The 25112-nt window shown below is 64.7% G+C and carries 26 protein-coding genes and 1 tRNA gene; 11 read left to right on the forward strand and 16 right to left on the reverse strand.

Annotated elements, in window-relative coordinates; translation table 11 throughout:
• Positions 1-73: 73 nt before the first annotated feature.
• From PMN64_RS15250 to rpoZ, 10 genes are all read right to left on the reverse strand, one after another.
• Complete coding sequence (locus PMN64_RS15250; RefSeq protein ID WP_035631644.1) at positions 74-331, reverse strand: hypothetical protein; 258 nt, start codon at positions 329-331, stop codon at positions 74-76.
• 168 nt (positions 332-499) lie between these two features.
• Positions 500-1249 carry a DNA repair protein RecO gene (recO, locus tag PMN64_RS15255; RefSeq protein WP_304495634.1) on the reverse strand — a complete coding sequence of 250 codons (750 nt, stop codon included), beginning with the start codon at positions 1247-1249 and terminating at the stop codon, positions 500-502.
• Positions 1250-1388: 139 nt separating this feature from the next.
• Positions 1389-1769, reverse strand: coding sequence for a hypothetical protein (locus PMN64_RS15260; RefSeq protein ID WP_411781224.1), 381 nt, complete (start codon positions 1767-1769; stop codon positions 1389-1391).
• 14 nt (positions 1770-1783) lie between these two features.
• Positions 1784-2707, reverse strand: a complete 924-nt coding sequence (era, locus tag PMN64_RS15265; protein WP_016844010.1) for a GTPase Era — start codon at positions 2705-2707, stop codon at positions 1784-1786.
• The gene (gene rnc / locus PMN64_RS15270) at positions 2700-3521 is read right to left on the reverse strand and encodes a ribonuclease III (protein WP_028340976.1); all 822 of its coding nucleotides are present in this window, start codon (positions 3519-3521) and stop codon (positions 2700-2702) included. The genes era and rnc overlap by 8 nt, the downstream gene beginning before the upstream one ends.
• On the reverse strand, positions 3518-4279 hold the full coding sequence (gene lepB, locus PMN64_RS15275) for a signal peptidase I (protein ID WP_028333840.1): 762 nt from the start codon (positions 4277-4279) through the stop codon (positions 3518-3520). Before lepB ends, rnc begins: the two co-directional genes overlap by 4 nt.
• Positions 4280-4562: 283 nt before the next feature.
• Complete coding sequence (gene acpS / locus PMN64_RS15280; RefSeq protein WP_253591904.1) at positions 4563-4979, reverse strand: holo-ACP synthase; 417 nt, start codon at positions 4977-4979, stop codon at positions 4563-4565.
• Positions 4976-5746 carry a pyridoxine 5'-phosphate synthase gene (locus PMN64_RS15285; RefSeq protein ID WP_038385373.1) on the reverse strand — a complete coding sequence of 257 codons (771 nt, stop codon included), beginning with the start codon at positions 5744-5746 and terminating at the stop codon, positions 4976-4978. Before PMN64_RS15285 ends, acpS begins: the two co-directional genes overlap by 4 nt.
• Positions 5747-5924: 178 nt before the next feature.
• Positions 5925-8216, reverse strand: coding sequence for a RelA/SpoT family protein (locus PMN64_RS15290; RefSeq protein ID WP_028340980.1), 2292 nt, complete (start codon positions 8214-8216; stop codon positions 5925-5927).
• A 210-nt stretch (positions 8217-8426) separates the two neighbouring features.
• Positions 8427-8819, reverse strand: a complete 393-nt coding sequence (gene rpoZ / locus PMN64_RS15295) for a DNA-directed RNA polymerase subunit omega (protein ID WP_016844003.1) — start codon at positions 8817-8819, stop codon at positions 8427-8429.
• Between the two features lie 361 nt (positions 8820-9180).
• Between rpoZ and PMN64_RS15300 the strand changes: the two genes are divergently transcribed.
• Both PMN64_RS15300 and PMN64_RS15305 read left to right on the forward strand, forming a co-directional pair.
• Positions 9181-9813 carry an NYN domain-containing protein gene (locus PMN64_RS15300; RefSeq protein WP_028340981.1) on the forward strand — a complete coding sequence of 211 codons (633 nt, stop codon included), beginning with the start codon at positions 9181-9183 and terminating at the stop codon, positions 9811-9813.
• A complete protein-coding gene (locus tag PMN64_RS15305; RefSeq protein ID WP_411781225.1) occupies positions 9794-10453 on the forward strand; it encodes a uracil-DNA glycosylase in 660 nt (219 codons plus the stop codon). Before PMN64_RS15300 ends, PMN64_RS15305 begins: the two co-directional genes overlap by 20 nt.
• Before the next feature lie 169 nt (positions 10454-10622).
• Here the strand turns inward: PMN64_RS15305 and PMN64_RS15310 are convergent, their stop codons facing one another.
• The 4 genes from PMN64_RS15310 to dapA all read right to left on the reverse strand — a co-directional run bounded on the left by PMN64_RS15310 (position 10623) and on the right by dapA (position 13159).
• Positions 10623-11216: a peroxiredoxin gene (locus PMN64_RS15310; RefSeq protein ID WP_411781226.1), complete on the reverse strand. Its 594-nt coding sequence runs from the start codon at positions 11214-11216 to the stop codon at positions 10623-10625.
• 101 nt (positions 11217-11317) lie between these two features.
• Positions 11318-11791: an SsrA-binding protein SmpB gene (smpB, locus tag PMN64_RS15315; RefSeq protein WP_016843999.1), complete on the reverse strand. Its 474-nt coding sequence runs from the start codon at positions 11789-11791 to the stop codon at positions 11318-11320.
• Position 11792: 1 nt separating this feature from the next.
• Entirely contained in the window at positions 11793-12209 is a 417-nt protein-coding gene (mscL, locus tag PMN64_RS15320) for a large conductance mechanosensitive channel protein MscL (protein WP_411781233.1), read from the reverse strand.
• A 59-nt stretch (positions 12210-12268) separates the two neighbouring features.
• Positions 12269-13159, reverse strand: coding sequence for a 4-hydroxy-tetrahydrodipicolinate synthase (gene dapA / locus PMN64_RS15325; protein ID WP_028340985.1), 891 nt, complete (start codon positions 13157-13159; stop codon positions 12269-12271).
• Positions 13160-13487: 328 nt separating this feature from the next.
• Between dapA and PMN64_RS15330 the strand changes: the two genes are divergently transcribed.
• The 4 genes from PMN64_RS15330 to PMN64_RS15345 all read left to right on the forward strand — a co-directional run bounded on the left by PMN64_RS15330 (position 13488) and on the right by PMN64_RS15345 (position 18174).
• Positions 13488-15992: a transglycosylase SLT domain-containing protein gene (locus tag PMN64_RS15330; RefSeq protein ID WP_411781227.1), complete on the forward strand. Its 2505-nt coding sequence runs from the start codon at positions 13488-13490 to the stop codon at positions 15990-15992.
• A gap of 240 nt (positions 15993-16232) precedes the next feature.
• Positions 16233-16326, forward strand: a tRNA-Ser gene (locus PMN64_RS15335).
• A gap of 292 nt (positions 16327-16618) precedes the next feature.
• Positions 16619-16900 (forward strand): hypothetical protein, encoded by a 282-nt coding sequence (locus PMN64_RS15340; protein WP_304495638.1) that lies wholly within the window; start codon positions 16619-16621, stop codon positions 16898-16900.
• A gap of 992 nt (positions 16901-17892) precedes the next feature.
• Entirely contained in the window at positions 17893-18174 is a 282-nt protein-coding gene (locus PMN64_RS15345) for a hypothetical protein (RefSeq protein ID WP_304495640.1), read from the forward strand.
• Between the two features lie 428 nt (positions 18175-18602).
• On the opposite strand, the gene PMN64_RS15350 is transcribed toward PMN64_RS15345, so the two are convergent.
• The gene (locus PMN64_RS15350) at positions 18603-19511 is read right to left on the reverse strand and encodes a DMT family transporter (protein ID WP_411781228.1); all 909 of its coding nucleotides are present in this window, start codon (positions 19509-19511) and stop codon (positions 18603-18605) included.
• Positions 19512-19607: 96 nt separating this feature from the next.
• Between PMN64_RS15350 and PMN64_RS15355 the strand changes: the two genes are divergently transcribed.
• Positions 19608-20405 (forward strand): AraC family transcriptional regulator, encoded by a 798-nt coding sequence (locus PMN64_RS15355; RefSeq protein WP_411781229.1) that lies wholly within the window; start codon positions 19608-19610, stop codon positions 20403-20405.
• 215 nt (positions 20406-20620) lie between these two features.
• Here the strand turns inward: PMN64_RS15355 and gcvA are convergent, their stop codons facing one another.
• Positions 20621-21520, reverse strand: a complete 900-nt coding sequence (gene gcvA / locus PMN64_RS15360; RefSeq protein ID WP_304495643.1) for a transcriptional regulator GcvA — start codon at positions 21518-21520, stop codon at positions 20621-20623.
• Between the two features lie 186 nt (positions 21521-21706).
• On the opposite strand from gcvA, the gene PMN64_RS15365 reads away from it, so the two are divergent.
• The 4 genes from PMN64_RS15365 to PMN64_RS15380 all read left to right on the forward strand — a co-directional run bounded on the left by PMN64_RS15365 (position 21707) and on the right by PMN64_RS15380 (position 25082).
• Positions 21707-22213: a PaaI family thioesterase gene (locus PMN64_RS15365; protein ID WP_304495644.1), complete on the forward strand. Its 507-nt coding sequence runs from the start codon at positions 21707-21709 to the stop codon at positions 22211-22213.
• Entirely contained in the window at positions 22210-23472 is a 1263-nt protein-coding gene (locus PMN64_RS15370; RefSeq protein WP_411781230.1) for an MFS transporter, read from the forward strand. The genes PMN64_RS15365 and PMN64_RS15370 overlap by 4 nt, the downstream gene beginning before the upstream one ends.
• A gap of 71 nt (positions 23473-23543) precedes the next feature.
• Positions 23544-24266: an AraC family transcriptional regulator gene (locus PMN64_RS15375; protein WP_304495646.1), complete on the forward strand. Its 723-nt coding sequence runs from the start codon at positions 23544-23546 to the stop codon at positions 24264-24266.
• A 72-nt stretch (positions 24267-24338) separates the two neighbouring features.
• The gene (locus tag PMN64_RS15380) at positions 24339-25082 is read left to right on the forward strand and encodes a sulfite exporter TauE/SafE family protein (RefSeq protein ID WP_411781231.1); all 744 of its coding nucleotides are present in this window, start codon (positions 24339-24341) and stop codon (positions 25080-25082) included.
• Positions 25083-25112: the final 30 nt, after the last annotated feature.

Raw genomic sequence — 25112 nt, forward strand, 5'->3', positions numbered from 1 at the left:
GTTAAACCTTGGCGGTGAATCGGGCAAGCCGCGAATCACGCCAACCGCGCATCGATGCACCTGATTCGCGCGATTATTGCGCCGACTGGCCGGCCGTCCGCACGGGCTTGACGGGAGTTTCCTTGAGGCAATGGCGGGCGATTTCGATCTCGGCGTCGGTCGCACCATGGGCTCTGGCCCAGCTTTCGGCGGCCGAGGCCGAGTACCTGGCGACGTAGTAGCGAACCACCGTGCAGGAGACGCGACGGAGCACGCCCCCCTGCTCGCCGGCCATTGCGTCCGGTGGCAGCGTCAGCAACGCCGCTGAAATAATAATTCCCCGCAGAAACATCGGTCGCCCATCGATGGAACCACGCCCCCGCAATGCTTCACGAGGCGATCTCGTTCCCGTCCCGCCGCGCATGACAGGGGCGCGGGAATGTCAGTGCTTCGCGCCATCGACCTGCAAGGCGAGCTCGATGACCTCGATCTCGTCAAGACAGCAGCTCGGGGCGCGGGATCACGTCCCCGCCAGCCGCCTCCGCCGCCGGGCCACGGCGTTGATAAATCCGTCGCGGGCGTCGGAATGGCCCTGGCCGCGGGGCTCCAGCACGTGGCGGAGAAGGAACAGGCCGGTAATCTGGAAACCGTCGAGCAGGTCCTGGTCCGACCAGCTGTTGGCGCCGCCCTCGCCTTCGCGCAGGAACGCCGGCAGCGGCAACAGCCGGTCGCGCCACTGCTCGCCGGCGGCGCGGGACACGGCGCCGCCGGATTTCGGCGATACATAGATCAGGTCCGACGTCTCCCCGGTGGCCGCGCAGTTTCCCAAGTCGAGCCCGAAGCCGAGCTCCGTCAGCATGGCGAGCTCGAACCGGATCAGGTGCACGGCGGCAACGCCGGCGTCCTCGAAATCGTCGAGCGTCCCTTGCAGCATCCAGTAGATGTCCTCATGCGGATCGCGCTCCGGCAGCAGCCGGGCCAGCGCCGCCAGATGCGTAACGCCGTAGACTGCATGCGACGAGCCGAGCAGCGTCGCCGCGCGCAGCCGCGTGCCCTCCAGCACATACATGCCGAGATGCTCGTCGAGCCGCGCCCGCCACACCGCGGTGACGCTGTTGCCGGGCTGCAGCAGCGGCCGCATCCGCGAGCCGGCGCCGCCGCGCACCAGGCCGAGATGGCGGCCGTGCTCGCGCGTCAACAGCTCGACAATGGCGGAGGATTCGCCATGCCGCCGCACGCCGAGCACGATGCCTTCGTCGGTCCATTCCATGCGCGGAGTCTATCAGGATTCCGCGGATGAACGCAGTCATCCTAGCGCGTCATTCCGGGGCGATGCGCAGCATCGAACCCGGAATCTCGAGATTCCGGGTTCGTGTCTTCGACGCGCCCCGGAATGACGGTGGATACCCCTACGCGTTGAACCAGCCCCGCGCGTCGCCGGTGAAGGAATAATACAGCCCGGCGGTGGTCAGGATGCACGACACCACCTCGATGGCGCTGTCGATCTCCATGCCCCTTGTGCCGATGACCTGCACCAGGGACATCACCGACAGGACAAGCACCGCGAGCAGCGCCCAGCGCGGCCAGTTCTTGCGGTGCTGCGCGGCGAGCCGGACGAAATACATCAGCAGCAGGATCATGCAGCCGGCCGTCAGGGTCTCGCCCATGATCATCTGCTCGGTCTTCAGGACGGTCGGCGTGCGGTCCTGGAACGCCACCGACAGCGCATCCAGCGTCAGCGACAGATAGAGCAGAACCTCAAACCACAGCACATTTCTGGGCACGTTCATGCAAACGTCGACTCTTATTCCTTGGGGAATTCCAATCCCATTTCCTTGTAGCGATCGGGATCGTCACCCCAGTTCTCACGCACCTTGACGAACAGGAACAGATGCACGGGGACGCCCATGATCTCGGCGATCTCGGCACGTGCCTGCGCGCCGATCGACTTGATGGTGGCGCCGCCCTTGCCGAGCACGATCTTGCGCTGGCTCTCGCGCTCGACAAAAATCGTCTGCTCGATGCGGATCGACTTGTCCTTGCGATCGGTCCAGCTGTCGGTCTCGACCGTCGACTGGTACGGCAGTTCCTGATGCAGATGGCTGTAGATCTTCTCGCGCGTGATCTCGGCCGCCAGATGGCGCATCGGCGCATCCGACATCTGGTCCTCGGGATAGAGGAAGGGCCCTGCGGGCACCAGCTTGGCCAGCGTCTGGCGCAAATCGGCAACGCCGTCGCCGGACAGCGCCGAAATCATGAAGGTGTGCTCGAAGCGCATCCGCTCGTTGGCGGCCTGCGCCAGCGCAAGCAGCTTCTCGCGCTGCACGAGATCGACCTTGTTCAGCACCAGGATCTTCGGATGGGCGACGGTTTCGAGCTTGGCCAGGATCGCGTTGGCCTCTTCGTCGAGGCCCGACTTCGCATCGAGCAGCACGCAGACGAGATCGGCGTCGTGCGCGCCGCTCCAGGCGGTCGACACCATGGCGCGGTCAAGCCGGCGCCGCGGCGCGAAGATCCCGGGCGTGTCGACCAGGATGATCTGCGCGTTGCCCTCGATCACGATGCCGCGGATCAGCGCGCGCGTGGTCTGCACCTTGCGCGAGACGATCGTGACCTTGGAGCCCACCAACGCGTTGACCAGCGTCGACTTGCCGACATTGGGCGCACCGATCAGCGCGACGAAGCCACAGCGCGTCGCGTCCCCTTGCCCTTTGGCCTCGTCAGTCATTGGTGCCGACGCCTTCGCGCTCGATCATCGCGGATGCTGCCGCCTTTTCGGCCGCGCGCTTGTTGCCCCCGAGGCCCTCGGCGGAGGCCAGGCCCGGCAGGTCGACCGCAACGCGGAATTGTGGATCGTGATGCGGGCCGGTGCGTTCGACCTCGCGATAGACCGGCGTCGGCAGCCCCTTGCCCTGCGCCCATTCCTGCAACACGGTCTTGGGATCGCGCAGCGGCCGGCGCAGCTTGTGCATCCGTTCGGTCCAGTTGCGCTCGACGAACTGGCGCGCGGCCTCGTAGCCGCCGTCGAGAAAGATCGCCCCGATCACCGCTTCGCAGATATCGCCGAGCACGGACTTGCGCAGCCGGGCGCCCTCGACCGCCTTCACCATGCCGAGCTTGATGTCCTCGAGCAGCCCGAGCGCCTTGGCGACGTCGGCGCAACTCTCCTTGCGCACGAGGTCGGCGAGCCGCTTCGACAATTCGCCCTCGTCGGCCTTGGGGAACGACCGGAACAGCATGTCCGATACGATCAGCCCGAGCACGTGATCGCCGAGGAACTCCAGGCGCTGGTAGCTGTCGGCGCGGTTGCGGGTGGCGGGCTTCAGCGCGGACACGTGGGTGAACGCAGTGGTCAGCAGCGCGGGATCCTGGAACGTGTACCCGATCCGCGCCTCGGTGCCCGCGATCGCGGCCTTCTCCTCAGCGGCCTTGGCCGCCTTGCTGCGCCGTTTCTTCGGCGCGGCTGTGCTGTCGGCGGCAGGCGTCTGGCTCGGCTCGCCGGTCGGCGCTTGATCGTTGATGGCTGCGGTATCGTCGTTCATCGCACGATAGAGAATAGGCGATTCCACCGCACGGCAAGCGGCCAGCGCCAGATCATCCAGGCCTGTTCGCCCTCGGCGATCGAGAAGAAGATCATCTGGGCTCGCCCGATGATGTTCTCGAACGGCACGTAGCCGACCTGCGACAGGAAGCGGCTGTCGGTGGAGTTGTCGCGGTTGTCGCCCATCATGAAGAAATGCCCGGGCGGAACGGTGTAGACGATGGTGTTGTCCATGTAGCTGTTGTCGGTGCAATCCAGCGTCTCGTAGCTGACGCCGTTCGGCAGCGTCTCCTTCCAGCGCTTGACGCGGGCGGTCGCATCTGCCGAGCCGCAGGGATCCTCGCCAACGAAATCGCTCAGCCGCTCCCGCTTGATCGGCTCGTCGTTGATGTAGAGCAGCCCGCTCTTGACCTCGATGCGGTCGCCGGGCAGCCCGATGACGCGCTTGATGTAGTCGGTGGAGTCATCCCGCGGCAGGCGAAACACCACGATGTCGCCGCGGTTCGGCTCCGAGCCGAAGATGCGGCCCGAGAAAATGTTCGGCGAGAACGGGATCGAATAGTGGCTGTAGCCATAGGAATATTTCGAGACGAACAGGTAGTCGCCGACCAGGAGCGTCGCCTTCATCGACCCGGAGGGGATGTTGAACGGCTGGAACAGGAAGGTGCGGATGACGAGCGCGATCAGAAGAGCATGGATGACGACGCGGATGGTCTCGCCCAAGCCGCTTTCAGATTTGGTCCCGGTGGTCACGCTCATTGCTTTCCCAATTCCCGTGGACTGATGTCCACGCGGTGGCAGAACGTTCTCTTCGCGCGAAGCGTTCGGCCTTCGCGTGAGGAAAATGGCCTTGATTCTGATCTTGAGGGCAAATTCCGGCCTAAACCCGGAATCAGCGTCTCGCTCGATATAACCCTGCGGCGTTTTAGACGGTTGTTCGCAGGGGCGCAATCAATCGCCGCCTCAAAACTTCGCAATTCATTGAAATATCAATGATTTTTTAGTTTGCTGAAGTTTTCCGGCAGATTCCGGCGCCCCGCGTTCATCTGGCGGGGGCAACCGCCGAAATTATGACGAAGGCCTGGGCCAACGGCCAATCGTCGGTGATCGAAAGATCGATCTGCGCCTGCATGCCCTCGGGCGTCAGTTCCTGGAGCCGGGCCAGCGCCCCGCCGGTCAGCCGCATCGACGGCCGTCCGCCCGGCAGGTTCACGACGCCCATGTCCTTCCACCACACCCCGCGCCGGATACCGGTGCCGAGCGCCTTGGAGCAGGCTTCCTTGGCGGCGAAGCGCTTGGCGTAGGTTGCGACCACCATCTTCTCGCTGTTGGCGCGGCGCATCGCCTTGGCGCGCTCGGCATCGGTGAAGATCCGCTCGAGGAATCGCTCGCCATGGCGCTCGATCACCTTGGCCACCCGGGTGATGTCGATCAGGTCGGAGCCGATGCCGATGATCATGCGCTGACGCCACCCTGCGCCCTGGCGCGGCCGCGGTCCATCGCCGCACGCATCTCACGCACCGTCGCGGCGATGCCGACGAACAGCGCTTCGCCCATCATGAAATAGCCGATGTTCAACTCCCGGATTTCGGGCAGCGCGGAAATCGTCTCAGCGGTGTCATAGTCGAGCCCGTGGCCGGCATGGACCTCGAGCCCGGCCGCCTGCGCGAGCCTGGCGCCGGCGACGATGCGCTTCCATTCGGCCTCCGCCTTGTCCTTGTGACCGTCGACCACGGCGTCGCACCAGCCACCGGTGTGGATCTCGATCACCGGCGCCTTCAGCTTCGCGGCCATCTCGATCTGCCTGGGATCGGCGGCAATGAACAGCGAGACCCGGATGCCGGCGTCATTGAGCCGCGCGATGAACGGCGCCAGCGCGTTGTGCTGGCCGACGACGTCGAGGCCGCCTTCGGTGGTAAGCTCCTGGCGTCGTTCCGGCACCAGGCAAACCGCGTGCGGCTTGGTGGCGAGCGAGATCCGCAGCATGTCGTCGGTCGCCGCCATCTCGAAGTTCAGCGGCTTGGAGATCTCGGCCTTGAGCCGCGCCATGTCCTCGTCGCGGATGTGGCGGCGATCCTCGCGCAAATGCGCGGTGATGCCGTCGGCGCCGGCCGCGATCGCGGCAAGCGCCAGCCGCACGGGATCGGGCCGGCCTCCGCCCCGCGCGTTGCGCAGGGTGGCGACGTGATCAACATTGATACCGAGACGCAGCGGCGGAGACGACATCAAATCACTCTCTGACAAACCAGTTGAACCATCCCCTCATCTGAGGAGCGGCGCCTGCGCCGCGTCTCGAAGGATGAGGCCCCGTCTCGGGCCGCATGGTTCCCGAGCGATGCGGAGCATCGTCCGGAGACGGCGCTGACGCGCCTCCTCACCATGAGGGCCGATGACAGGCGGAACCCTAACCATTGACGCGCTCGACCCGAGCGACGACGGCCTTGGCGCGCAACTGGGCGATGATAGCGCTGAGATGCTTGAGGTCATAGACCTCAAGATCGATGGTCAGCTCCGTGAAGTCAGGCGATTGGCGCGACATGTGGATGTTGTCGATGTTGCCGTCGTGCTCGGCGATCACGGTCGCGATCTGGGCGAGGCTGCCGGGCTCGTTGACATTGTGGACCAGGATGCGCGCCGGAAAGCGCTGCGGCATGGTTTCGTCGATATCCCAGCGGACGTCGAGCCAGCGCTCCGGCTCCTCCTCGAAATCCTTCAGCGCCGGCGACTGGATCGGATAGATCGTGATCCCTTCGCCCGCCGTGACGATGCCGACGATCCGGTCGCCCGGCACCGCGCCGCCGTTCGGCGCGAACTTCACCGGCAGGTCGGAATTGATGCCGCGCACCGGGATCACCGAGGTGGCGCGCGCCGGATGCGGCGGGTTCTGCGTCTTCAGCTTGGCGGCGAGGCCCTTCTTGGCGCCGTAGCGCACCAGCCGCTCTTCCTTGTAGTCGGGATACATCGCGCGCGCGACGTCGGAGGCCTTGATCTCGCCGCGCCCGACCGAGGCCATCACGTCCTCGATCGAGGTGCGCGCGAGCCGCGGCAATGCGCCCTTCAGTTTGTCGTCGGCATATTCGATCTTGGCGCGGGCAAACAGGCGGTCGACGATGCGGCGGCCGAGGCCCGCATACTGGTCGCGCACCGCGTCGCGGGTGGCGCGGCGGATCGCGGCCCGCGCCTTGCCGGTGCGGGCGAGCGCTTCCCAGGCCGACGGCGGCGCCGACTGCGCTTTCGAGGTCAGGACCTCGACCTCGTCGCCGTTCTGCAGCTCCGAGGACAGCGGCGCGAACTTGCCGTTGATCTTGCAGCCGACCGCGCTGTTGCCGACGCCGGTGTGAACGGCATAGGCGAAATCGATCACGTTGGCGTTGCGCGGCAGCGCGATCAGCTTGCCCTTCGGCGTGAAGCAGAACACCTGGTCGTGGAACAGCTCGAGCTTGGTGTGCTCGAGGAATTCTTCCGGATTGGCGCTTTCCGAGAGGATGCCGATGGTGTGGCGCAGCCAGGCGAAGGCGTTGGACTCGTGCTTCATCCGCTCGTGCGGCGAACCCGCGCCCTCCTTGTAGAAGGCATGCGCGGCGATACCGAACTCCGCGATCTGGTTCATGTCCTCGGTGCGGATCTGCAGCTCGACGCGCTGCTTGCCCGGCCCGATCACCGTGGTGTGGATCGAGCGGTAGTCGTTCTGCTTCGGGGTCGAGATGTAGTCCTTGAAGCGGCCCGGCACCACCGGCCAGGTGGTGTGGACGATGCCGAGCGCGCGGTAGCAGGCCCCGACATCGTCGAGGATGATGCGGAAGCCGTAGATATCGGACAGCTGCTCGAAGCCGACCGACTTGCGCTCCATCTTGGTCCAGATCGAAAACGGCTGCTTGCGGCGGCCGAACACCCGCGCGGTAATGCCGTTCTTCTGCAGGTTCTTGGAGAGCTGGGTTTCGATCTCGCCGATCAAATTGCGGTTGCGCTCGGCCAGTGAATCGAGCCGCTGCTTGACCACCGCATAGGCCTCAGGATCGAGCACGAAGAACGACAGGTCCTCGAGTTCCTCGCGCATCTCGTGCATACCCATGCGACCGGCCAGCGGCGCATAGATATCCAGCGTCTCTTCGGCGATGCGGCGGCGCGAGGCCGGCGGCACGAATTCCAGCGTGCGCATGTTGTGCAGGCGGTCGGCGAGCTTGATCAGCAGCACGCGGACGTCGTCGGCGATCGCAAGCAGCAGCTTGCGCAAATTCTCGGCCTGCTTGGCCTCGCGCGACACCAGTTCCAGCCGCTTCAGCTTGGTCAGGCCCTCGACCAGCGCGCCGATCTCGTGGCCGAACACATTGTCGATCTCGGCCCGCGTCGCCTCGGTGTCCTCGATCGTGTCGTGCAGCAGCGCCGCCACGATCGTGGCGTCGTCGAGCTTGAGGTTGGTGAGGATCGCGGCGACCTCGAGCGGATGCGAGAAATAGGGATCGCCGGAGGCGCGGGTCTGCGTGCCGTGCGCCTTCATGGCGTAGACATAGGCGCGGTTGAGCAGGTCTTCGTTGGTATCGGGGTTATAGGAGCGGACGCGCTCGACGAGGTCATATTGTCGCATCATTCGCGTCCGCGGCTTGGCCGGCCTTTCCGCCGTGGACGACGTCGGCGCCACCGCGACCGTTTCGGTTGCAGCCTGCATCTGGATGGAACTGCGGCGTCGATACGCCATGAACTCGCTGCCTCTCGCGCGGGACCGGAATGTCCCACCTTTCTTCAATCTAGTGCGCTTTCGAATGAAGCAGCACCCCGCGCGGGCCCTGGAACCATTCAATTTCGCGCGTCCGCATAGGACGCACCGTAACAGCAAAATTGTCAACAAAAGCAAAGGCCCGGAGCAATGTCCGGGCCTTCGGTAAATCGGTTCGAAACGACGGCGAGCTTACTCGTCTTCCTCGGGCTGCTCCTCCGGGGGCGCCAGACCCTCGAGGCCCTTCAGCAGCTCTTCCTCGGTCATCCGCTCGACCGCGACCTCGGTGTCGTCGGCGTCGACGCTGGCACCGGCGGAACCGATCAGCGGCACGGTGTCGGGCTCGGGCTCGTCGACCTCGACGAACTTCTGCAGGGAGTGCACGAGCTCCTCTTTCAGGTCTTCCGGCGAGATCGTCGAATCGGCGATCTCCCGCAGCGAGACGACCGGATTCTTGTCGTTGTCGCGATCAACCGTGAGTTGCGACCCCGACGAGATCATCCGGGCGCGATGCGCGGCCAACAGGACGAGGTCGAAACGATTGTCGACCTTGTCAATGCAATCTTCGACGGTGACGCGAGCCATCTCGAGGCGCTCCGTGGTAAAAGGGACCAAACATGTAGGTTATGAGGGTTAGTTATAGGCCTAGCCCCCGTTTCGCAAGGTAAAATTTGTGATTTGCCTTCCGAACAGGCTCTGATAACCCGGTCTGACGGGGGCCAGAAGGGCCGGAGCGTCTGACGACATGGCTAGGTTGCTGTCCCAGGCGAGTAAATCTCTTCATTGCAATGTCAAGGGTCTAGGCTTTTTGCCCTCGCCTCACCATAATTGCGGTGGTGACTGTCGTGGGGAAAGATTCACAGAACTTTAGGCAGCAACGCCGGAAATTGCGCGCGGTTGATCACCGCCGCGCTAAGAACACTAACAACCACGCGAGAACACTTTGATGTCGTCACCTGTTTCCAACAAGATCGCGCTCTTCATCGACGGAGCGAATCTTTACGCCACCGCAAAGACGCTGGGCTTCGACATCGACTACAAGCGCCTCCTCAAGGAGTTCCAGAGTCGCGGCACGCTGCTCCGTGCGTTCTACTACACGGCGATCATCGAGGATCAGGAGTATTCGTCGATCCGCCCGTTGATCGACTGGCTCGATTACAACGGCTACACCGTCGTCACCAAGGCGACCAAGGAATTCATCGACGCCAGCGGCCGCCGCAAGGTGAAGGGCAACATGGACATCGAGCTCGCCGTCGATGCCATGGAACTCGCCGAGCACATCGACCAGATGATTCTGTTTTCCGGCGACGGCGACTTCCGCTCGCTGGTGGAGGCCGTGCAGCGCCGCGGCGTTCGCGTCACGGTCATCTCCACCATCGCCAGCCAGCCGCCGATGATCGCCGACGAGCTGCGCCGCCAGGCCGACGTCTTCACCGACCTGGTCGAGCTGCAATCCAAGCTCGGCCGTGACCCGTCTGAACGTCCGGCCCCGCGCGAACCGCGCCACCACTCCCCGCAATTCCTGCAGCGCGCGACCACCATGGCCCCACGGGGAGCCGATGACGAATTCGACGAGTAACCTCGTCACCGCTGCCACGCGCCCCGACAGCAACTGTCCGCTCTGTCCACGGCTGGCCGAGTTCCGCGCGCACGCGCGCGCACGCGAGCCGGGCTGGTTCAACTCACCGGTGGAATCGTTCGGCGATCCGAATGCGCGGCTGTTGATCGTCGGGCTCGCGCCGGGCCTGCAGGGCGCCAACCGCACCGGCCGTCCCTTCACCGGCGACTACGCCGGTGATCTGCTCTATGCGACCCTGCTCGAATATGGCTTCGCCAGCGGCGTCTACCAGGCGCGGCCGGACGACGGGCTGAAGCTGGTCGACGCCCGGATCAGCAACGCGGTGCGCTGCGTGCCGCCGCAGAACAAGCCGCTGCCGGCCGAGATCAACACCTGCCGGCAATTCCTCCGCGCCACCATCGCCACGATGCCGAAGCTGCGCACGATCGTGCTGCTCGGACGAATCGCCCACGAATCGACTCTCAAGGCGCTGGATGTTCGCTTGGCGGCCGCGCCCTTTGTGCACGGTGCCGTGCATAGCGCGGACAAATTCAAGCTCTACGACAGCTACCACTGCTCGCGCTACAACACGAACACCGGCGTGTTGACGACCGACATGTTCCGCAAGGTGTTCGCGGCCGTGCGCAAGGAACTCGGCTAGCATACGCGACAGCGTTGGGGCGGAGGCGCACAATTTCGGAATATTAGAAATATATCCCTGAATTGCCCGACGTGTCAAGTTGCCTGGTCGAACGCCGGCCGCCGCCGGCTACTTTGCATGGGGTTGTTCTCGATATTTTGGCAGCGTGACCTGCGACGGCCCCATCACATCATGTTGCGCTAGTGTCCCTCCGCGGATTGGCCTTCAGCCAAGCCAGCACGTCGTCGGCGTTCCGGTCAGGCGGGAACACCGGATAGAACACGTGCGTGATGCGCGCATCGTCGATGACCAGTGCGAGCCGCTTGATCAGCGTCAGGCCGGCGACCGACATCGTCGGCAACTTCAACGTGTGCGTCAGTTCCAGCGCTTCGTCGGACAGCACCGGGAACGGCAGATGCAGGCGTGACGCCATCTCGGCCTGGTACGCATTGCTTTGCGTCGACAGCCCGAACACCTGGGCGGCACCGGCTGCCTTCAGTTCGGCGAACAGGTCGCGGAATGCGCAGGTCTGCGGGGTGCAGCCGCGGGCGCCCGGGATCATGTCCCAATCGTCGACCAGCCCGATCTTGCCGGGCTCGCCGGTTCGCGGATAGGCGAACACCACGGTGCGGCCCTTGAGCGCCGAGAGCGCCACCGCGGTGTCGTCGGTGGCACGCAGCCTGACCGGCGGGATCGTCATGCCGACGAGGTGCGCCGCGCCGCCGTCATCCGTGGGCGCCGGGATCTTGCTCCAGTCGACATCGGTAAGGCTCGATTGAGTCATGGCCCAAATCTCCATCCACCGTCATCGCGAGGAGCTCGCGACAAAATTGCGGAGCAATTTTGCGCTGAAGCGACGAAGCGATGACGACAAAATCAACCGCCCTACCCGCGCGCTCGCATCAGGCGACCCTTCTCGCGGCCCCAGTCACGCTTCTTCACGGTCTCGCGCTTGTCGTGCAGCTTCTTGCCCTTGGCGACCGCGAGCAGCAGTTTGGCACGGCCGCGCTCGTTGAAGTACAGCTTCAGCGGAATGAGCGTCATGCCCTCGCGGTCGACCGCTCCGAGCAGCTTGTTGATCTGCTTGCGATGCAGCAGCAGCTTCCGAGGCCGCTTCGGCTCGTGGTTGAAACGGTTGGCCTGCAGATATTCGGGGATATTGGCGTTGATCAGCCACAGCTCGCCGTTCTTGGAATCCGCATAGGATTCCGCGATCGTGCTCTTGCCGCTGCGGATTGATTTCACCTCGGTGCCGGTCAGCGAAATGCCGGCCTCGATCGTGTCCTCGATCGCGTAGTTGAAGCGGGCCTTTCGGTTCTCGGCAACGACCTTGATGGGACGTTCGTTCTTCTCGGCCACTTTAGCTCTTCTTGAGGAGGTCGCGGATTTCCGTCAGCAGCACGACTTCGTCGGACGGCTTCGGCGGCTCGGCGGACTTGGCCTCATCCTTGCGTTTGAACTGATTCATGAAGCGGACAACCATGAACAGCACGAAGGCGACGATCAGGAAGTTGAGCGTCAGCGTCAGGAAGCTGCCCCAGGCCAGCACCGCGCCCTGCTTCTTGGCGTCGGCGAGGTTGGTCGCGTTCACGGCCTTGGAAAGCCCGGTGAAATAGTTGGAGAAGTCGAGTCCGCCCGTGATCGCGCCGATGATCGGCATGATGATGTCGCCGACCAGCGAGGTGACGATCGCGCCGAAGGCTGCACCGATGATGACGGCGACGGCGAGGTCGACGACATTGCCCTTCATGGCGAACTCGCGGAATTCCTTCAGCATGCCCATCCCCTTCTGTTCGACATTGTGCACGGCACTGGTCGCGGCGGCAGCGGTCCGGCTCAGTTGATCAGGCCGGCATGCACCATGGCGCTGCGGACCGCCTGGCGGGTCGCTTCGGTGACCGGCACCATCGGCAGGCGCAGCTTCTCGTCCAGCTTGCCGAGCAGCGACATCGCGTACTTCACCGGCGCCGGATTGCTCTCGATGAACAGGTTGGTGTGCAGCGGCATCAGCTTGTCATGGATCTTCAGTGCCGTGGTGACGTCGCCCTTCTGCCAGGCGATCTGGAACTCCGAGCACAGCCGCGGCGCGACGTTCGAGGTCACCGAGATGCAGCCGTGGCCGCCATGGGCCATGTAGCCGATGATGGTGGCGTCCTCGCCGGAGAGCTGGTTGAAATCCTCGCCCATCGCGGCGCGCTGCTGCGAGACCCGCACCATGCTCGCGGTGGCGTCCTTGACGCCGGCGATGTTCTTCAGCTCGAACAGCCGCTTCATGGTGTCGACCGACATGTCGATCACCGAGCGCGGCGGGATGTTGTAGATGATGATCGGAATGCCGATCGCATCGTTGATTGCCTTGAAGTGCTGATACATGCCTTCCTGGGTCGGCTTGTTGTAGTACGGCGTCACGACCAGCACCGCGGTGGCGCCGGCCTTCTCGGCGTGCTCGGCGAGCTCGATCGCCTCCTTGGTCGAATTCGAGCCGGCGCCGGCGATCACGGGCACCCGGCCCTTGGCCTCCTCGATGCACCATTCGACCACCCGCTTGTGCTCGTCGTGGCTCAGCGTCGGGCTCTCGCCTGTGGTGCCGACCGGCACCAGGCCGTGAGTGCCCTCGGCGATCTGCCAGTTCACGAGGCTGCGGAACGCCGCTTCGTCCACCGAGCCGTTTTTGAAGGGCGTCACCAAGGCAGTGAATGATCCCCGGAATTTTGTCTTGGCTGCCATAGACTTCCTCCAAACGCTTCAGGCTAAAGGCTAGGTCGACGGACCTTTGTTGTTGGCGCGCTTCACGTCCGTGCGACCGGCACCCGGTTGTTGCGAAACGCCATGAAAGGCAATTCATATCGGGTCTGGCCGACAGGCGAAAGGGCCGTACCGTACCTATTCCCAACGGTAATCTGCGGCGCGCGAAATCGTTTCCAGCCGCGATTTTGCCGTTGTGCTGGCGCAAACAGCCGCACCGGCAGGCTTCTTAGTATTTTGTGTACGTTTTCAATCAAATAAGAACCCATGGCCCAAACGACCAGATGATTCGGGGCCGCAGAGGACTTCTGTGATCCGTTCCGTTCGCGCAGGCACATTGCGGTCGACGGCGCTGGCGACGAGCCTGGCGCTCGTTGTCGGCCTTGCCGCCATCACGGCAGATGCCTGGGCCGCCGAGGATGCTCCAACTGCAAAGCCGGCTGCCCAAGACACGGCCTCCAAGAGCGCCGCCTCCAAGACCACGCCGAAGTCCACGGCACCGAAGGCGGCGGCTTCAAAGCCAACGGCAACCAAACCCGGCGCCGCCAAGACTGACGCGGCCAAAACTGACGCAGCCAAGACCAGCACAGCCAAGACTGACGCTCACAAGACCGAGGCTCACAAGACAACGTCGTCCAAGTCCGGCGCGGTCAAGACAGACGGGGCCAAGGCCGCTCCTGCCAAGACCGAAGCTCACAAGGCAACGGCTCCGAAGCCCACGGAATCCAAGGGCACCACGTCCAAGACCAACACATCCAAGACCACCGCGGCCAAGCCCGCCGCTCCGGTTGCAACGGGAACTGTGTCGAACAGGTCGGTGCCCGCGCCCGCGCTGGTTCCGGCAACCCGCCAGCATGCCGCACCGATCGCGCGCAAGCCGGTGCTGCCTGCGGCCGTAGCCGCGACATCCTCGACGTCGCAGTCGGACAAGGAAGCGCTTGCAAGCGTCGTCGAGCTGCTGCGCAAGCGCAAGCCGGCGGACGCCACCGAGGCCGAAGCCTCGATCTCCGATCCGGTCGCGCGCAAGCTTGCCGAATGGCTGATCCTGCGCAGCGAGGACAACGGCGCCTCGGTCGAGCGCTACCGCGCCTTCCTCGATGCCAATCCGAGCTGGCCGTCGCAGACCTTCCTGCGCCGCCGCATCGAGGCCTCATTGTGGGACGACCGCCGCGACGACTCCGTGGTCTGGACCTGGTTCCAGAATGAATCGCCGGTCTCGGCCAAGGGCCGGCTCGCGCTCGCCAAGGTGATGATCGGACGCGGCGACCGCGGCAATGCCGAGCGCCTGGTCCGCGAGGCCTGGCGCAACGACGGAATGAGCGAGGACACCGAAAACACCGCGCTCGACCTGTTCGGCTCGCTGCTGACTGCCGGCGACCACAAGGCACGCATGGACACCATGCTGTACGGCACCGACAACGAGGCCGCCGGCATGCGCGAAGCCAAGCGCCTTGGCTCCGGCTACGTGGCGCTCGCGAAGGCACGCATCGCCGCCACCCGCAAGGGTTCGAACCTGCGCGCGCTGCTGGAAGCCGTGCCGAGCGAGCTCTCCGGCGACACCGGCTATTTGTTCGCCAGGATCCAGTTGCTCCGCCGCGAGGAGAAATTCGCCGAGGCCGCGCGGCTGATGCTGAGCGCACCGAAGGAAGCCTCCCGCCTCTACAATGTCGACGAATGGTGGATCGAGCGCCGGCTGCTGGCGCGCAAGATGATCGACACCAACGAGTTTCGCACCGCCTATCTGATCGCGCGCGACGCGGCGCTGCCGGCCCGCGACATCTACAAGACCGAGCAGGAATTCACCTCGGGCTGGATCGCGCTGCGCTTCCTCAACGATCCCGCCCTCGCCGCCCAGCATTTCGCGCGGATCGGCGTCGGCAGCGCCAACCCGACGGCGCTCGCGCGTGCCGGCTATTGGCAGGGCCGCGCCGCGGAAGCCGCAGGCCGCGGCCAGGAGGCGCGCGCCGCGTACGGACGCGCGGCCGAGCAGTCCACCAGCTATTACGGCCAGCTCGCGCGTGCCAAGCTCGGCCTGCCGCAGATCGAGCTGAACAGCGCGCCGCGCGGCCGCGGCGCCGAGCGGCTGGAGATCGTGCGCGCGGCGGCGCTGCTCTACGAAATCGACGCGCGCGAGCTCGCGATCCCGATCTTCGGCGACATGGGCGACAATGGCGATCCGGAGGCCCTCGCCGGCCTCGGCGAGCTCACCGGGCGCCACGGCGATGCCCGCGGCATGCTGCTGATGGGCAAGGCCGCGCTCAACCGCGGACTGCCGTTCGACCACTACGCCTATCCGGTCAACGGCATTCCGTCGTTCCGCCAGGTCGGGCCGGAGGTCGAGCAGAGCGTCGTCTACGCGATCGCGCGCCAGGAGAGTGCGTTCAATCCGGCGGTGGTGTCGCCGGCCCAGGCCTACGGCCTGATGCAGGTGACGCCGGACGCCGGACGTTACGTCTGCAAGCGCGCCGGCATCGGCTTCGACCTCAACCGGATGAAGACCGATCCGGTCTACAACGCGATGCTCGGCGCCGCCGAGCTCGGCGGCTTGCTCGAGGACTATCGCGGCTCCTATATCCTGACCTTCGCCGCCTACAATGCCGGCCGCGGCAGCGTGCGGAAGTGGATCGAGCGCTATGGCGATCCGCGCGATCCCAAGGTCGACGCGGTCGACTGGGTCGAGCTGATTCCGTTCTCGGAGACGCGGAACTACGTCCAGCGGATCATGGAAAACCTGCAGGTCTACCGCGCCCGGTTCGGCGGCGGCACCAAATTGCAGATCGAGGCCGATTTGCGCCGCGGCGCCAGCGTGGAATGAGCCGGCGCGACCGGTTTTCAACAGGCTTGGCGACCGAAGCTTCCAGCCTCAATCCAGTATCACGCTAATCTATTGTTATAACTTGCATTTTAAGCATCGACGCGCTTCGACGCCTGCCGATCGGCGCGTTATATCAAAGGCTCGGGGACGGCCGGCGGCCGAGCTGCCCTTAAATCACCTTGGCGCAATCTGAATCTGCCGCTTGCGGCTCAGCGCCCTCTCGGGCATATCGGCGCCATTGGAGACGTGGCCGAGTGGCTGAAGGCGGCGGTTTGCTAAACCGTTATAGGCTTGTAAAGGCCTATCGAGGGTTCGAATCCCTCCGTCTCCGCCATACTCATTGTTGTCCAGCCCGGAGACATGGGTAACGGATCGTACCTAAGACATGGGTGACAACCTCGTGCCGAACGGGTTGTCGAGGGGTTGCAGGGTTTTCTGCTCCAGGTCGAAGTCCCAGATCATAGTGCATGAAGCTGACGAGCCAAATGCCGGCCCCTGGCCTGGACCGGTCGTCACCTCCGCGTGAATGAAACATCATTCCCGGCGCCGCGAAGCGAGCGCGCAACAAACCGCGCCCACGATCCTTGCATTGTTTTCTTTCACCTGAACATTTCCGGGGTAAGGCCATGCAGCAAGACAGTGGCATCCAATTCCAGGATCTCGACCAGGTTCTGCGTAACGCCCAGCTTCGCCGATCCGCCGACGTTGGCTTCTGGCTGCGACAGCGCTTCCCATCCAAAGCAGGCAGGCTCGTCGTCGCAACTTCGCTGGCTTGCATGGTTGTTGCGCTGGCGATCGTTGCTGCCCCGCGGCCGGTCTCAAGCGCTGCGCTCGGCAGCGAGTGGCAATGCAGCAAGGCGGCGTTTGTTTTGACGACCTGCCGTCAAGCCGACCCTGCGCGCTCATAGCAATCGGCCGCGTCCGAGGGTCGTACGGTAGCAACGTCAATTGACATCGGTGAAACCATTGTCCGGCGACTCCGTAGCTGGAGCGCCGGCCTATTTCTTCCATTTTGGCACTACGGGCCGGCTGGGGCCGTTCGGTCTTTCCCAGTCACGAACGGCCTCACTTTTAAGTCCCACTATGAACTCAGCTTTCCCTCGGCTTGATTATTTGGCATCAAATGATCAAGACGCCCGCACGAAGTATCCGCCGGCTGGTCGAGATCGGGCTGAAGGCGAAGAAATAAATGGATGGCCCAAGTCGCGGTCTCAGGTTAGCGATCTGTTTCGCGCTGGTTCTCGTTCTGCCTGCTGCGCAGACGCCGCCGACACTACATTCGCGGGACGAGTGGCGTGTGGTTGACAAGGAATGTCGCGATGTCTTGCCCGCGCAGGCAAAGATACGGGCATGCCTCAACCTGCTGAGCGATCGACGCCGTCGGGTGAAGCACTTCCTGCCAGTCTCGGTGCGATGTCTCTGCGTTACACGGAGCTCGGGACACTCCAGACACTCAATCGCCAAACCAACTTCGGCAGTCAGTCGGATGAAGCCCGCCGAGGCGCCACTGAGGAACAAAATAGCTACAACCTTGCGCTTCAGTACAACCCGATGAACTACAGGGCATATAGATACCGGGCTGAAATTCGCAGCCAATTCTGCGACAGCGCGTCCGCCGCTCAGGACATGGAAGCAGCGGTTAGGTTTGCCGAACAGGCAGGAGATCAGGACGCCGCGCGAGACTTCAAGCGTGTCACGCTAGGTGCTTGCGTTCCGGCTTGGCGGCGAGACTAGTCAGCGAGATCTACCAGACGTCGTCACCCGGTGGCATACCCCGCGCCGGACCGCCCCCGACCGTATTCCTACGGACCTGCGACTGGCAGGCAACTTGCGATGTATCCGTCAATAGTTCGGCGCCGCTGTTCTCGATGTGCCGAACTCAGACATTCGGAGCACGCAAATGAACATGCATCATCGTTTTGAGACAGCTCGCGGACGTGGCGGACGAGAGTCGACGGTCAGCAAGATGCTGTCCGATCTCATCCTGGCCTGCCAGCAGATCGAAGCCGATATCGCGACCGAAGAAGCGCGCGCGGGAATTTACGACCGATCGGACGCGAGGTATCCGATTTTGGCAAGGTCGCTCAATGAGCGGCACGCCAATCTCAAGGGAACGATTGCCACACTCGAAAAGCGCGTCGCCGAGAGATCTCAGCACAAATTGGTCACCGACGCCGCATAGCTCGATCTTTGACCAACTTCCTGTACGCTGGCAGAGCGACCGATGCGATGAAGCATCAGTGCGGGCGCTGACCGACATCAGCCGCTGCCGCGGGCGGATGGATCGAGGTTCCGGTTCTCGCCCGGCGGGATCGGGCCAAAGCCCGGATATCGGTACGAGCTCGGAGGAGCCATCTGCTCGCTTGGGCGGATGATGAAATGCTGCCGCACGCGCCTGTGATGCGCAGTTGCGGCGTCGGCAGCCAGGCTCGACAGGAGCACAAGCGGCAACGTCAGGACCAGGGAAATACGTAAGCATACGCGCAAGGCAACACGCATCGTGATCACTCCGTCTCACCGAACAGGTGATCGCCGAGCGTAGCGCCCTATTCTGCCCTGGCCTCTCACATGCGATCAAAACAGCGAGATCGCCAATCCATGACTTGCGGGTTATCGCGAATCGCAGGCCGTCTTGACCGGCCGCGGCAAGGCCTGCGCGCAGGCGACGCCGAGCAGCGCGAGGCCGCCGCCGATGACGTGGAATGGCCTGACCGGCTCACCCAGCATCACGATCGCGGCCGCGGCCGTCAGCACCGGCAGCAGGTTCATGAAGATCGCGCAGCGGTTCGGGCCGAGCTGCGCGACGCCGCGGATCCAGAGAAACGGCAGCACGACCGAGGCCAGCGCGCCGGCATAGACGATCAGCGGCCAGGTTTCGGCGTTGACCTGCCGCAGCGGCGCCGGCGTCGCGAGGAAGGCGGGAAACATCACGGCCAGCGCGCACAGCGCCTGCATGTAGGTGGATTGCCATCCAGTGATTGGCAGATTCCAGCGTTTCAGCAGCACGCCGTACAGCGCATAGACGATCGCGGCCAGCAGCATCAGCGTGTCGCCCGCATGCACGCCGTTCTGCAACAGCGACGACAAGTCGCCGCCGCTGACGAGATAGACGAGGCCCGCAAATGACAGCGGCGCGCCGCAGATCATGCCAAGCGTCGGCGGTTCGCCGAGCAGCGCGGCACTGAGGGCGACCGTCAAGAGCGGCGTCAGCGCGGTGAACACCGCCATGTTGGTCGCGGTGGTAGTCTCGGCCGCCAGATACGACAGGCTCTGGAACAGGCACATCGCAAGGAAGCCGAGGATCGCGAGCGGACCAAGATGCGGCCAGATCGCACGGCGATTGCGCCAGGCGCCGCGCGCCACGAATGGAGACATCAGCAGCACGGCGACCAGCAGGCGATAGAAGGTGATCGCCTGCGGACCGATCGTATGCGCCGAGAGGCGAGAGACGATGACGTTGCCTGCCCACAGCACGATGGCAACGAAGGGATAGAGAAGTGCAGCTTTTGACTTGAACATGACCCGGCAGCGCGTTGGTGAAGATCACACCAGCAACTACCTGTCGCGCCCAAGTCCGTCTCACGCTAGACTGACCTAACCTAGCGAGATTGGGACATGCGAGATGAAGACGTGTTGGACGAGCTGGACGAGCTGATCACACGGCACCTCGACTATCACGCCACGGCGCGGCCGATGGCGGCGATGGAGATCGACTATCCGAGCGGCGCGTCGACCGGCCTGCACACGCATCCGCGCGGCCAGCTGCTCTACGCGATCGAAGGCGTGATGGTCGTGCGCTGCACTGAAGGCACCTGGGTGGTACCGCCCAATCGCGCGGTGTGGCTCGTGGCCGATCTCGAGCACGAGGTCCGGATGTGCGGCGCGGTCAAGATCCGCACCGTGTTCGTGGACGCCAACGCGGCTCCCAATCTGCCGCAGGCCAGCTGCGTGTTCGCGGTCTCGCCGCTGCTGCGCGAATTGTTCGTCGCCGCGATGCGCGTCCCGCTGGACTATGCGCCCGCGACCTCCGACGAGCGCCTGATGCGCGTGCTGCTCGACCAGTTGCGCGAAGTCGATGTGCTGCCGCTGCACCTGCCGATGCCGCGCGACGAAAGGCTCGCACGGGTCTGCTCCGCGCTGGTGGCCCGCCCGGACGATGGCTCCACAGCCGAGCAATGGGCACGCCGGCTGAAGCTGACGTCGAAGACCATCCATCGTCTGTTCGCCAGGGAGACCGGCATGACGTTCGGCGAATGGCGTCAGCAGGCGCGCTTGCTGTTCGCGCTCGAACGCCTCGCGCGCGGCGCGCGCGTGGTCGATGTCGCGCTCGATGCCGGCTATGCCAGCCAGAGCGCCTTCACCGCGATGTTCCGCAAGCATTTTGGCGTGCCGCCCAACGCGTTCTATCGGTAAGCCGCCCACTGCCGCTGTGCTCCCTCTCCCCGTTCTTACGGGGAGAGGGTTGGGGTGAGGGGCTGCATCCGCGTATCCTATGATAGCTGCGTTTGCGGAGGCTCCCCCTCACCCGGATCACATTGCGCTTCGCTCCATGCGATCCGACCTCTCCCCGCACACGGGGCGAGGTGAAGCAGAGTCCGTTGCTCGACCTGACATAATCTCGTCGCGCTTTAGTGCTCCGCCGCCGACTGAGCCTCCGGTCCCAGGATCCATTCCCTGAACGCCGCGATCTTCGGAGGCGACTGCCGGTTGTCGGGACAGACGAGATAGTACGCGAACTCCTCCAGATGCGCGGTCTCGAGCAGCTGGATCAGTTCACCGCTCGCGATCTCATTTGCCACCATCGCGGCCGGCAGCAGGCCCGCGCCCTGCCCCGTCAGCACGGACTTCAGCAGAAGGCCGCTGTCATCGAACGAGGGTCCGCGCGGCGTGCGAACCTCCGCGATGCCGTTGGCCTGAAACCACAGGCTCCATCCCTTGCGATCGGCGTCATGCACCTGCGGCCAGCTTGCGAGCGCGCCAGGAGATGCCGGTCGCCCGAGGCGCGCCACCAGCGACGGCGATGCGACCGCCACCATCTCCACGGTGACGACGCGGTCGCTGCGCAGCCCCGGATAGCGGCCAAGGCCGTGGCGCACCGCGACGTCGACGCCGCTGCGCGAGAAATCGACCACCGTGTTGCTGGTGACGATCTGCAGATCGATCTCGGGATGCGCGCCCTGAAACGAGGCCATGCGGGGCACCAGCCAGGCCGACGCAAAGAACGGCGTGACGCTCACCGTCAGCGTACCGACATCGACGGAAGCCGCGACGCGGCGCGAGGCATCCGCGATCTGGCGAAACGCGTTGCGGATCGACGGCAGATAGTCGCGGCCGGCGTCGGTGAGATAGATGCCGCGCGGCACTCGCTCGAACAGCTTCACGCCGAGATCGGCTTCGAGCGTCTTGAGCATCTGGCTGACCGCACCTGGCGTCACGCATAGCTCCTCGGCCGCGAGCTTCACCGAGAGATGGCGAGCGGCGGATTCGAACGCCTTGAGCGCGTTAAGGGGTGGAAGCCTGCTCTCCATGATTTAGATTTTCTAATCTGAATTGCCCAGCAAATCTGGTTTGCCAACTCGGCCTTCCGGGCGCTCTATCAGCTTAATCCAATGCTGAAAGCCGCGTCAACACAGAGAAAGTCGAGCCATGGACCTTAGGTTTTCTAACCGTCTTTCCCGCTCCCGACGGCCCCATTTTCTTGATGGAGCCAGGCCATGACCGAGGTCGCAAACAAGCTCGGCCTCCGCGAGATCGCTGCAGGCGGCCAGACCAGCTCGCTCGTCGAGCGCATCAACGCGTCGCAAGCCGGCAGCCTGCCCGGCCTCCTGGACTTTCAATGGCTCGAAGCCGGACGCGGCCACATCCGCGGCCGCTTCGAGATTGCCGCGAAGCACTTCTCGCCGCACGGGCTGCTGCACGGCGCAAGCATCGTCGCATTGGCCGATACCGCATGCGGGTTCGGCTGCCTCGCGTCGTTGCCGGATGGCGCCATCGGCTTCGCCACCGGAGAGTTGAAGACCAACTTCATCGGCGCCGCGCGCGAAGGCGATTTGAGCTGCGAGGCGCGCCTCGTTCACGCCGGGCGCACCACCCAGGTGTGGGACGCCGAGATCCGCAGCGAGGCCACAGGCAAGACCATCGCGCTGTTTCGCTGCACGCAGATGCTGCTCTACCCGCCGAGCGTGGCCGGCGGTCGCGCGGCACAGGGAGAACGATCATGAGGAATGCCGCGATGCATGCCGGTTATCAACGCGCCAAGCCGTTCTACGGCTGGTATGTGGTCGCAGCCGCCTTCGTCGTGACGCTGATCGGGTTCGGCAGCGCCTACACGTTCTCGTCCTTCGTCGAGTCCCTGCAGCGGGAGTTCGGCGCCTCGCGCGGCTCGGTGTCGCTGGTGTTCTCCTTCGCGGGCTTCCTGTATTTCGGCCTGGGGATGATCTCCGGTCCGCTTGCCGATCGCTGGGGCGCGCGCAGGCTCGCTGGCCTCGGAATGGCGCTGGTCGGTCTCGGCATGGTGCTGGCGGGACAGGCGCAGACCATCCTCCAGGTCTACGCCGCCTACAGCATCGGGATCGGCGCCGGCGTCGGCTGCGCCTACGTTCCGACCTTGGGCGCCGTGCAGCGCTGGTTCGTCAGGCGGCGCGGTTTTGCGTCGGGCCTCGCCGTCAGCGGGATCGGGGTCGGCACCCTGGTGATGCCGCCGCTCGCGACCTGGCTGATCACGAGCCTCGGCTGGCGCGATGCCTATGTCGTGCTGGGCGTTGTCGCCGCCGTCGCCGGGATCGGTGCATCGCTACTGATCGCGGACGATCCGCGCCGCTACGGCACCGGACCGGACGGCGATCCGCTCGAGACGGTTTCGGGCGCGCCGCTCCGCCAGGGCGTCTCGATCCGCGGCGCGGTGCGGACCGCCCGCTTCGCCGGGCTCTATGCCGCCTGCCTGATCAGCGCGTTCGGGGTGTTCGTGCCGTTCGTGCACCTCGTGCCCTTCGCGGTCGATCATCAAGTCGCGCCGACGCTTGCCGTGCTGCTGCTCGGGATGATCGGGGTCGGCAGCACCGCCGGCCGCTTCTTCCTCGGCGGCATCGCCGACCGGGTCGGCCGCGATGCATTCCTGGTCGCGATGTATCTCGGCATGGCCGTCTCGCTGGCGATCTGGGCGATCGCCGGCACCTTCTGGTCACTCACGGTCTTCGCGCTGCTGTTCGGCCTGTTCTATGGCGGCTGGGTCGCGATCCTGCCCGCTGTGGTCACCGACCATTTCGGCGGCCGCAATGTCGGCGGCATCATCGGCATCCTCTACAGCAGCGTCGCTGTTGGCACGCTGCTCGGCCCGAGCGCCGCCGGCTTCGCCTACGACATCAGCCACAGCTACTTCATTCCGGTGGCGATCAGTGCAGCCGCCAACCTCGTCGCCGCCCTCATCGCAATGGCGACCATGCGAACGGCCTCGCCGATCGTTTCGGTTGCGCAGGGGTGAAGCCCTCCTGACGGTCGGCGATCCCTGTGCTAGCGTTCCGGGCTCACCTGCCCGATCGCTTGAAGACCTCCGTGATCACTCCGTTCGCCATGACCAATACCTGGAATTATCGGCGAGCGGACAGTGACGGCATCGTCGAGCTGGCATTGTGGCGCGGCGCCGGCTCGCTTTGCCTCAAGCCGCACTTCCACGACGAGAACCAGATCGTGCTGGTGCTGTCGGGGTCGCGCGCCTTTCGCATCGGCGGCGCGACCGTCACTGTGCCAGCCGGCCATGCCGCGCTCATTCCGGCGGGAATGCTGCATGCGCCGATGACGATGTCGGACGAGGAAACGGTCTGCCTGAACGCCTACGTTCCTGCCGGCCGCGTCTGCTCGTCGGTGCGGATCATCCGCTTCGGGCAGCGTTGGCGGAACCTCGACGAGATCTCGCCTAGGCACGTCGGCGAGATCGCCGACGACATCCTGTCGCGCGCGCCATCCCACCCCGCCGGGTGCGCCGACAGGACGATGCTCGGCATCGCGCTGACCGAGAGCGTCGCGCCGATCGGAGCGATTGCCGCCGGCTTCGGGCGAAGCCGCGAAGGGTTCAGCCGCATGGTCAGCCGCGAGCTCGGCATCCCGCCGCATACCTTCCGCCTGCTGGCCCGCCTCAATCTTGCCCGGCAATTGCTGCGCGCGGGCGAGCCGATCGCAGCAGCCGCGGCCGATGCGGGCTTTTCCGACCAGAGCCACCTCACCCGGCTGTTCCGCCGCACCTTCGGCACGACGCCGGGCGTCTACTGGCGCGGCTGAACCGACGTCACAGACGTTCCAGACCGATTGGCGCGCCGCCCGCTAGCCTGCTCACCCTCACGAGGGTGAAGGATGGATACCCAGACAAGTCTTCTGTTGCTGGCGGCCGGGGTCACCGGAGGCATCATCAATGCACTGGCGGGCGGCGCGACGCTCATCACCTTTCCGGCGATGCTCGCGGCGGGCCTGCCGGCTGTCATCGCCAACGCGTCGAACGCGGTGGCGATCTCGCCGGGGCATTTGATCGCCGCGCTCGCCGATCGCGGCAAGCTGCCGCCGCCGACGCGGCGCACGATCAGCTTCGTCGTGATCGCCGCGCTCAGCGGCACAATCGGTGCTGGCATCCTGTTGCTGCTTGCAGAACGGCTGTTCGTCCTGCCGGTGCCGGCTCTGATCGCATTTGCAACGCTGTTGTTTGCCTTCGCGCCGCAGATCCAGGGATGGACCATCGGGTGCGAGAGGGCCGCAGCGCTGTCGTCGACCGGCGCGAGCGGTGCTATCCTGGGATTGGCGTGCGTCTATGGAGGGTTCTTCGGTGCCGGATTAGGCGTCATCCTCACCGCGGTGCTGTCGATCACGGAGCCCAACGACATCAGGGCGATCAAGGCGTTGAAGAACCTGCTCGCGACCTGCGTGTCGCTCGCTGCCACATTGATCTTTGTCTTTCAGGGAGCAGTGCGGTGGCCGGAGACCTTGGCGATGCTGCTCGGCGCCATGATCGGCGGCTATGCCGGAGGCTTCCTGATCCGGATCCTTCCCGGCCACACCGTGTTTAGCCCGGACAGATCACTGACGGGTGTTCGGAGACATAGCTGACACATCAACCTTGGCTGGATTGGTCCGATT

This window comes from Bradyrhizobium sp. UFLA01-814, from assembly GCF_046718885.1.
Lineage (GTDB): Bacteria > Pseudomonadota > Alphaproteobacteria > Rhizobiales > Xanthobacteraceae > Bradyrhizobium > Bradyrhizobium elkanii.

What these genes read in the sequence shown, in the direction of transcription:
- lepB (WP_028333840.1), bottom strand. Translation starts at nt 4,279, where the DNA reads ATGAGCGTGACCACCGGGACCAAATCTGAAAGCGGCTTGGGCGAGACC.
- PMN64_RS15355 (WP_411781229.1), top strand. Translation starts at nt 19,608, where the DNA reads ATGCGAGATGAAGACGTGTTGGACGAGCTGGACGAGCTGATCACACGG.
- rnc (WP_028340976.1), bottom strand. Translation starts at nt 3,521, where the DNA reads ATGAACGACGATACCGCAGCCATCAACGATCAAGCGCCGACCGGCGAG.
- PMN64_RS15380 (WP_411781231.1), top strand. Translation starts at nt 24,339, where the DNA reads ATGGATACCCAGACAAGTCTTCTGTTGCTGGCGGCCGGGGTCACCGGA.
- era (WP_016844010.1), bottom strand. Translation starts at nt 2,707, where the DNA reads ATGACTGACGAGGCCAAAGGGCAAGGGGACGCGACGCGCTGTGGCTTC.
- PMN64_RS15340 (WP_304495638.1), top strand. Translation starts at nt 16,619, where the DNA reads ATGCAGCAAGACAGTGGCATCCAATTCCAGGATCTCGACCAGGTTCTG.
- PMN64_RS15305 (WP_411781225.1), top strand. Translation starts at nt 9,794, where the DNA reads ATGACGAATTCGACGAGTAACCTCGTCACCGCTGCCACGCGCCCCGAC.
- PMN64_RS15350 (WP_411781228.1), bottom strand. Translation starts at nt 19,511, where the DNA reads ATGTTCAAGTCAAAAGCTGCACTTCTCTATCCCTTCGTTGCCATCGTG.
- PMN64_RS15290 (WP_028340980.1), bottom strand. Translation starts at nt 8,216, where the DNA reads ATGGCGTATCGACGCCGCAGTTCCATCCAGATGCAGGCTGCAACCGAA.
- PMN64_RS15370 (WP_411781230.1), top strand. Translation starts at nt 22,210, where the DNA reads ATGAGGAATGCCGCGATGCATGCCGGTTATCAACGCGCCAAGCCGTTC.
- rpoZ (WP_016844003.1), bottom strand. Translation starts at nt 8,819, where the DNA reads ATGGCTCGCGTCACCGTCGAAGATTGCATTGACAAGGTCGACAATCGT.
- mscL (WP_411781233.1), bottom strand. Translation starts at nt 12,209, where the DNA reads ATGCTGAAGGAATTCCGCGAGTTCGCCATGAAGGGCAATGTCGTCGAC.
- PMN64_RS15300 (WP_028340981.1), top strand. Translation starts at nt 9,181, where the DNA reads ATGTCGTCACCTGTTTCCAACAAGATCGCGCTCTTCATCGACGGAGCG.
- acpS (WP_253591904.1), bottom strand. Translation starts at nt 4,979, where the DNA reads ATGATCATCGGCATCGGCTCCGACCTGATCGACATCACCCGGGTGGCC.
- PMN64_RS15285 (WP_038385373.1), bottom strand. Translation starts at nt 5,746, where the DNA reads ATGTCGTCTCCGCCGCTGCGTCTCGGTATCAATGTTGATCACGTCGCC.
- PMN64_RS15345 (WP_304495640.1), top strand. Translation starts at nt 17,893, where the DNA reads ATGAACATGCATCATCGTTTTGAGACAGCTCGCGGACGTGGCGGACGA.
- PMN64_RS15250 (WP_035631644.1), bottom strand. Translation starts at nt 331, where the DNA reads ATGTTTCTGCGGGGAATTATTATTTCAGCGGCGTTGCTGACGCTGCCA.
- PMN64_RS15260 (WP_411781224.1), bottom strand. Translation starts at nt 1,769, where the DNA reads ATGAACGTGCCCAGAAATGTGCTGTGGTTTGAGGTTCTGCTCTATCTG.
- PMN64_RS15310 (WP_411781226.1), bottom strand. Translation starts at nt 11,216, where the DNA reads ATGACTCAATCGAGCCTTACCGATGTCGACTGGAGCAAGATCCCGGCG.
- PMN64_RS15365 (WP_304495644.1), top strand. Translation starts at nt 21,707, where the DNA reads ATGACCGAGGTCGCAAACAAGCTCGGCCTCCGCGAGATCGCTGCAGGC.
- dapA (WP_028340985.1), bottom strand. Translation starts at nt 13,159, where the DNA reads ATGGCAGCCAAGACAAAATTCCGGGGATCATTCACTGCCTTGGTGACG.
- gcvA (WP_304495643.1), bottom strand. Translation starts at nt 21,520, where the DNA reads ATGGAGAGCAGGCTTCCACCCCTTAACGCGCTCAAGGCGTTCGAATCC.
- recO (WP_304495634.1), bottom strand. Translation starts at nt 1,249, where the DNA reads ATGGAATGGACCGACGAAGGCATCGTGCTCGGCGTGCGGCGGCATGGC.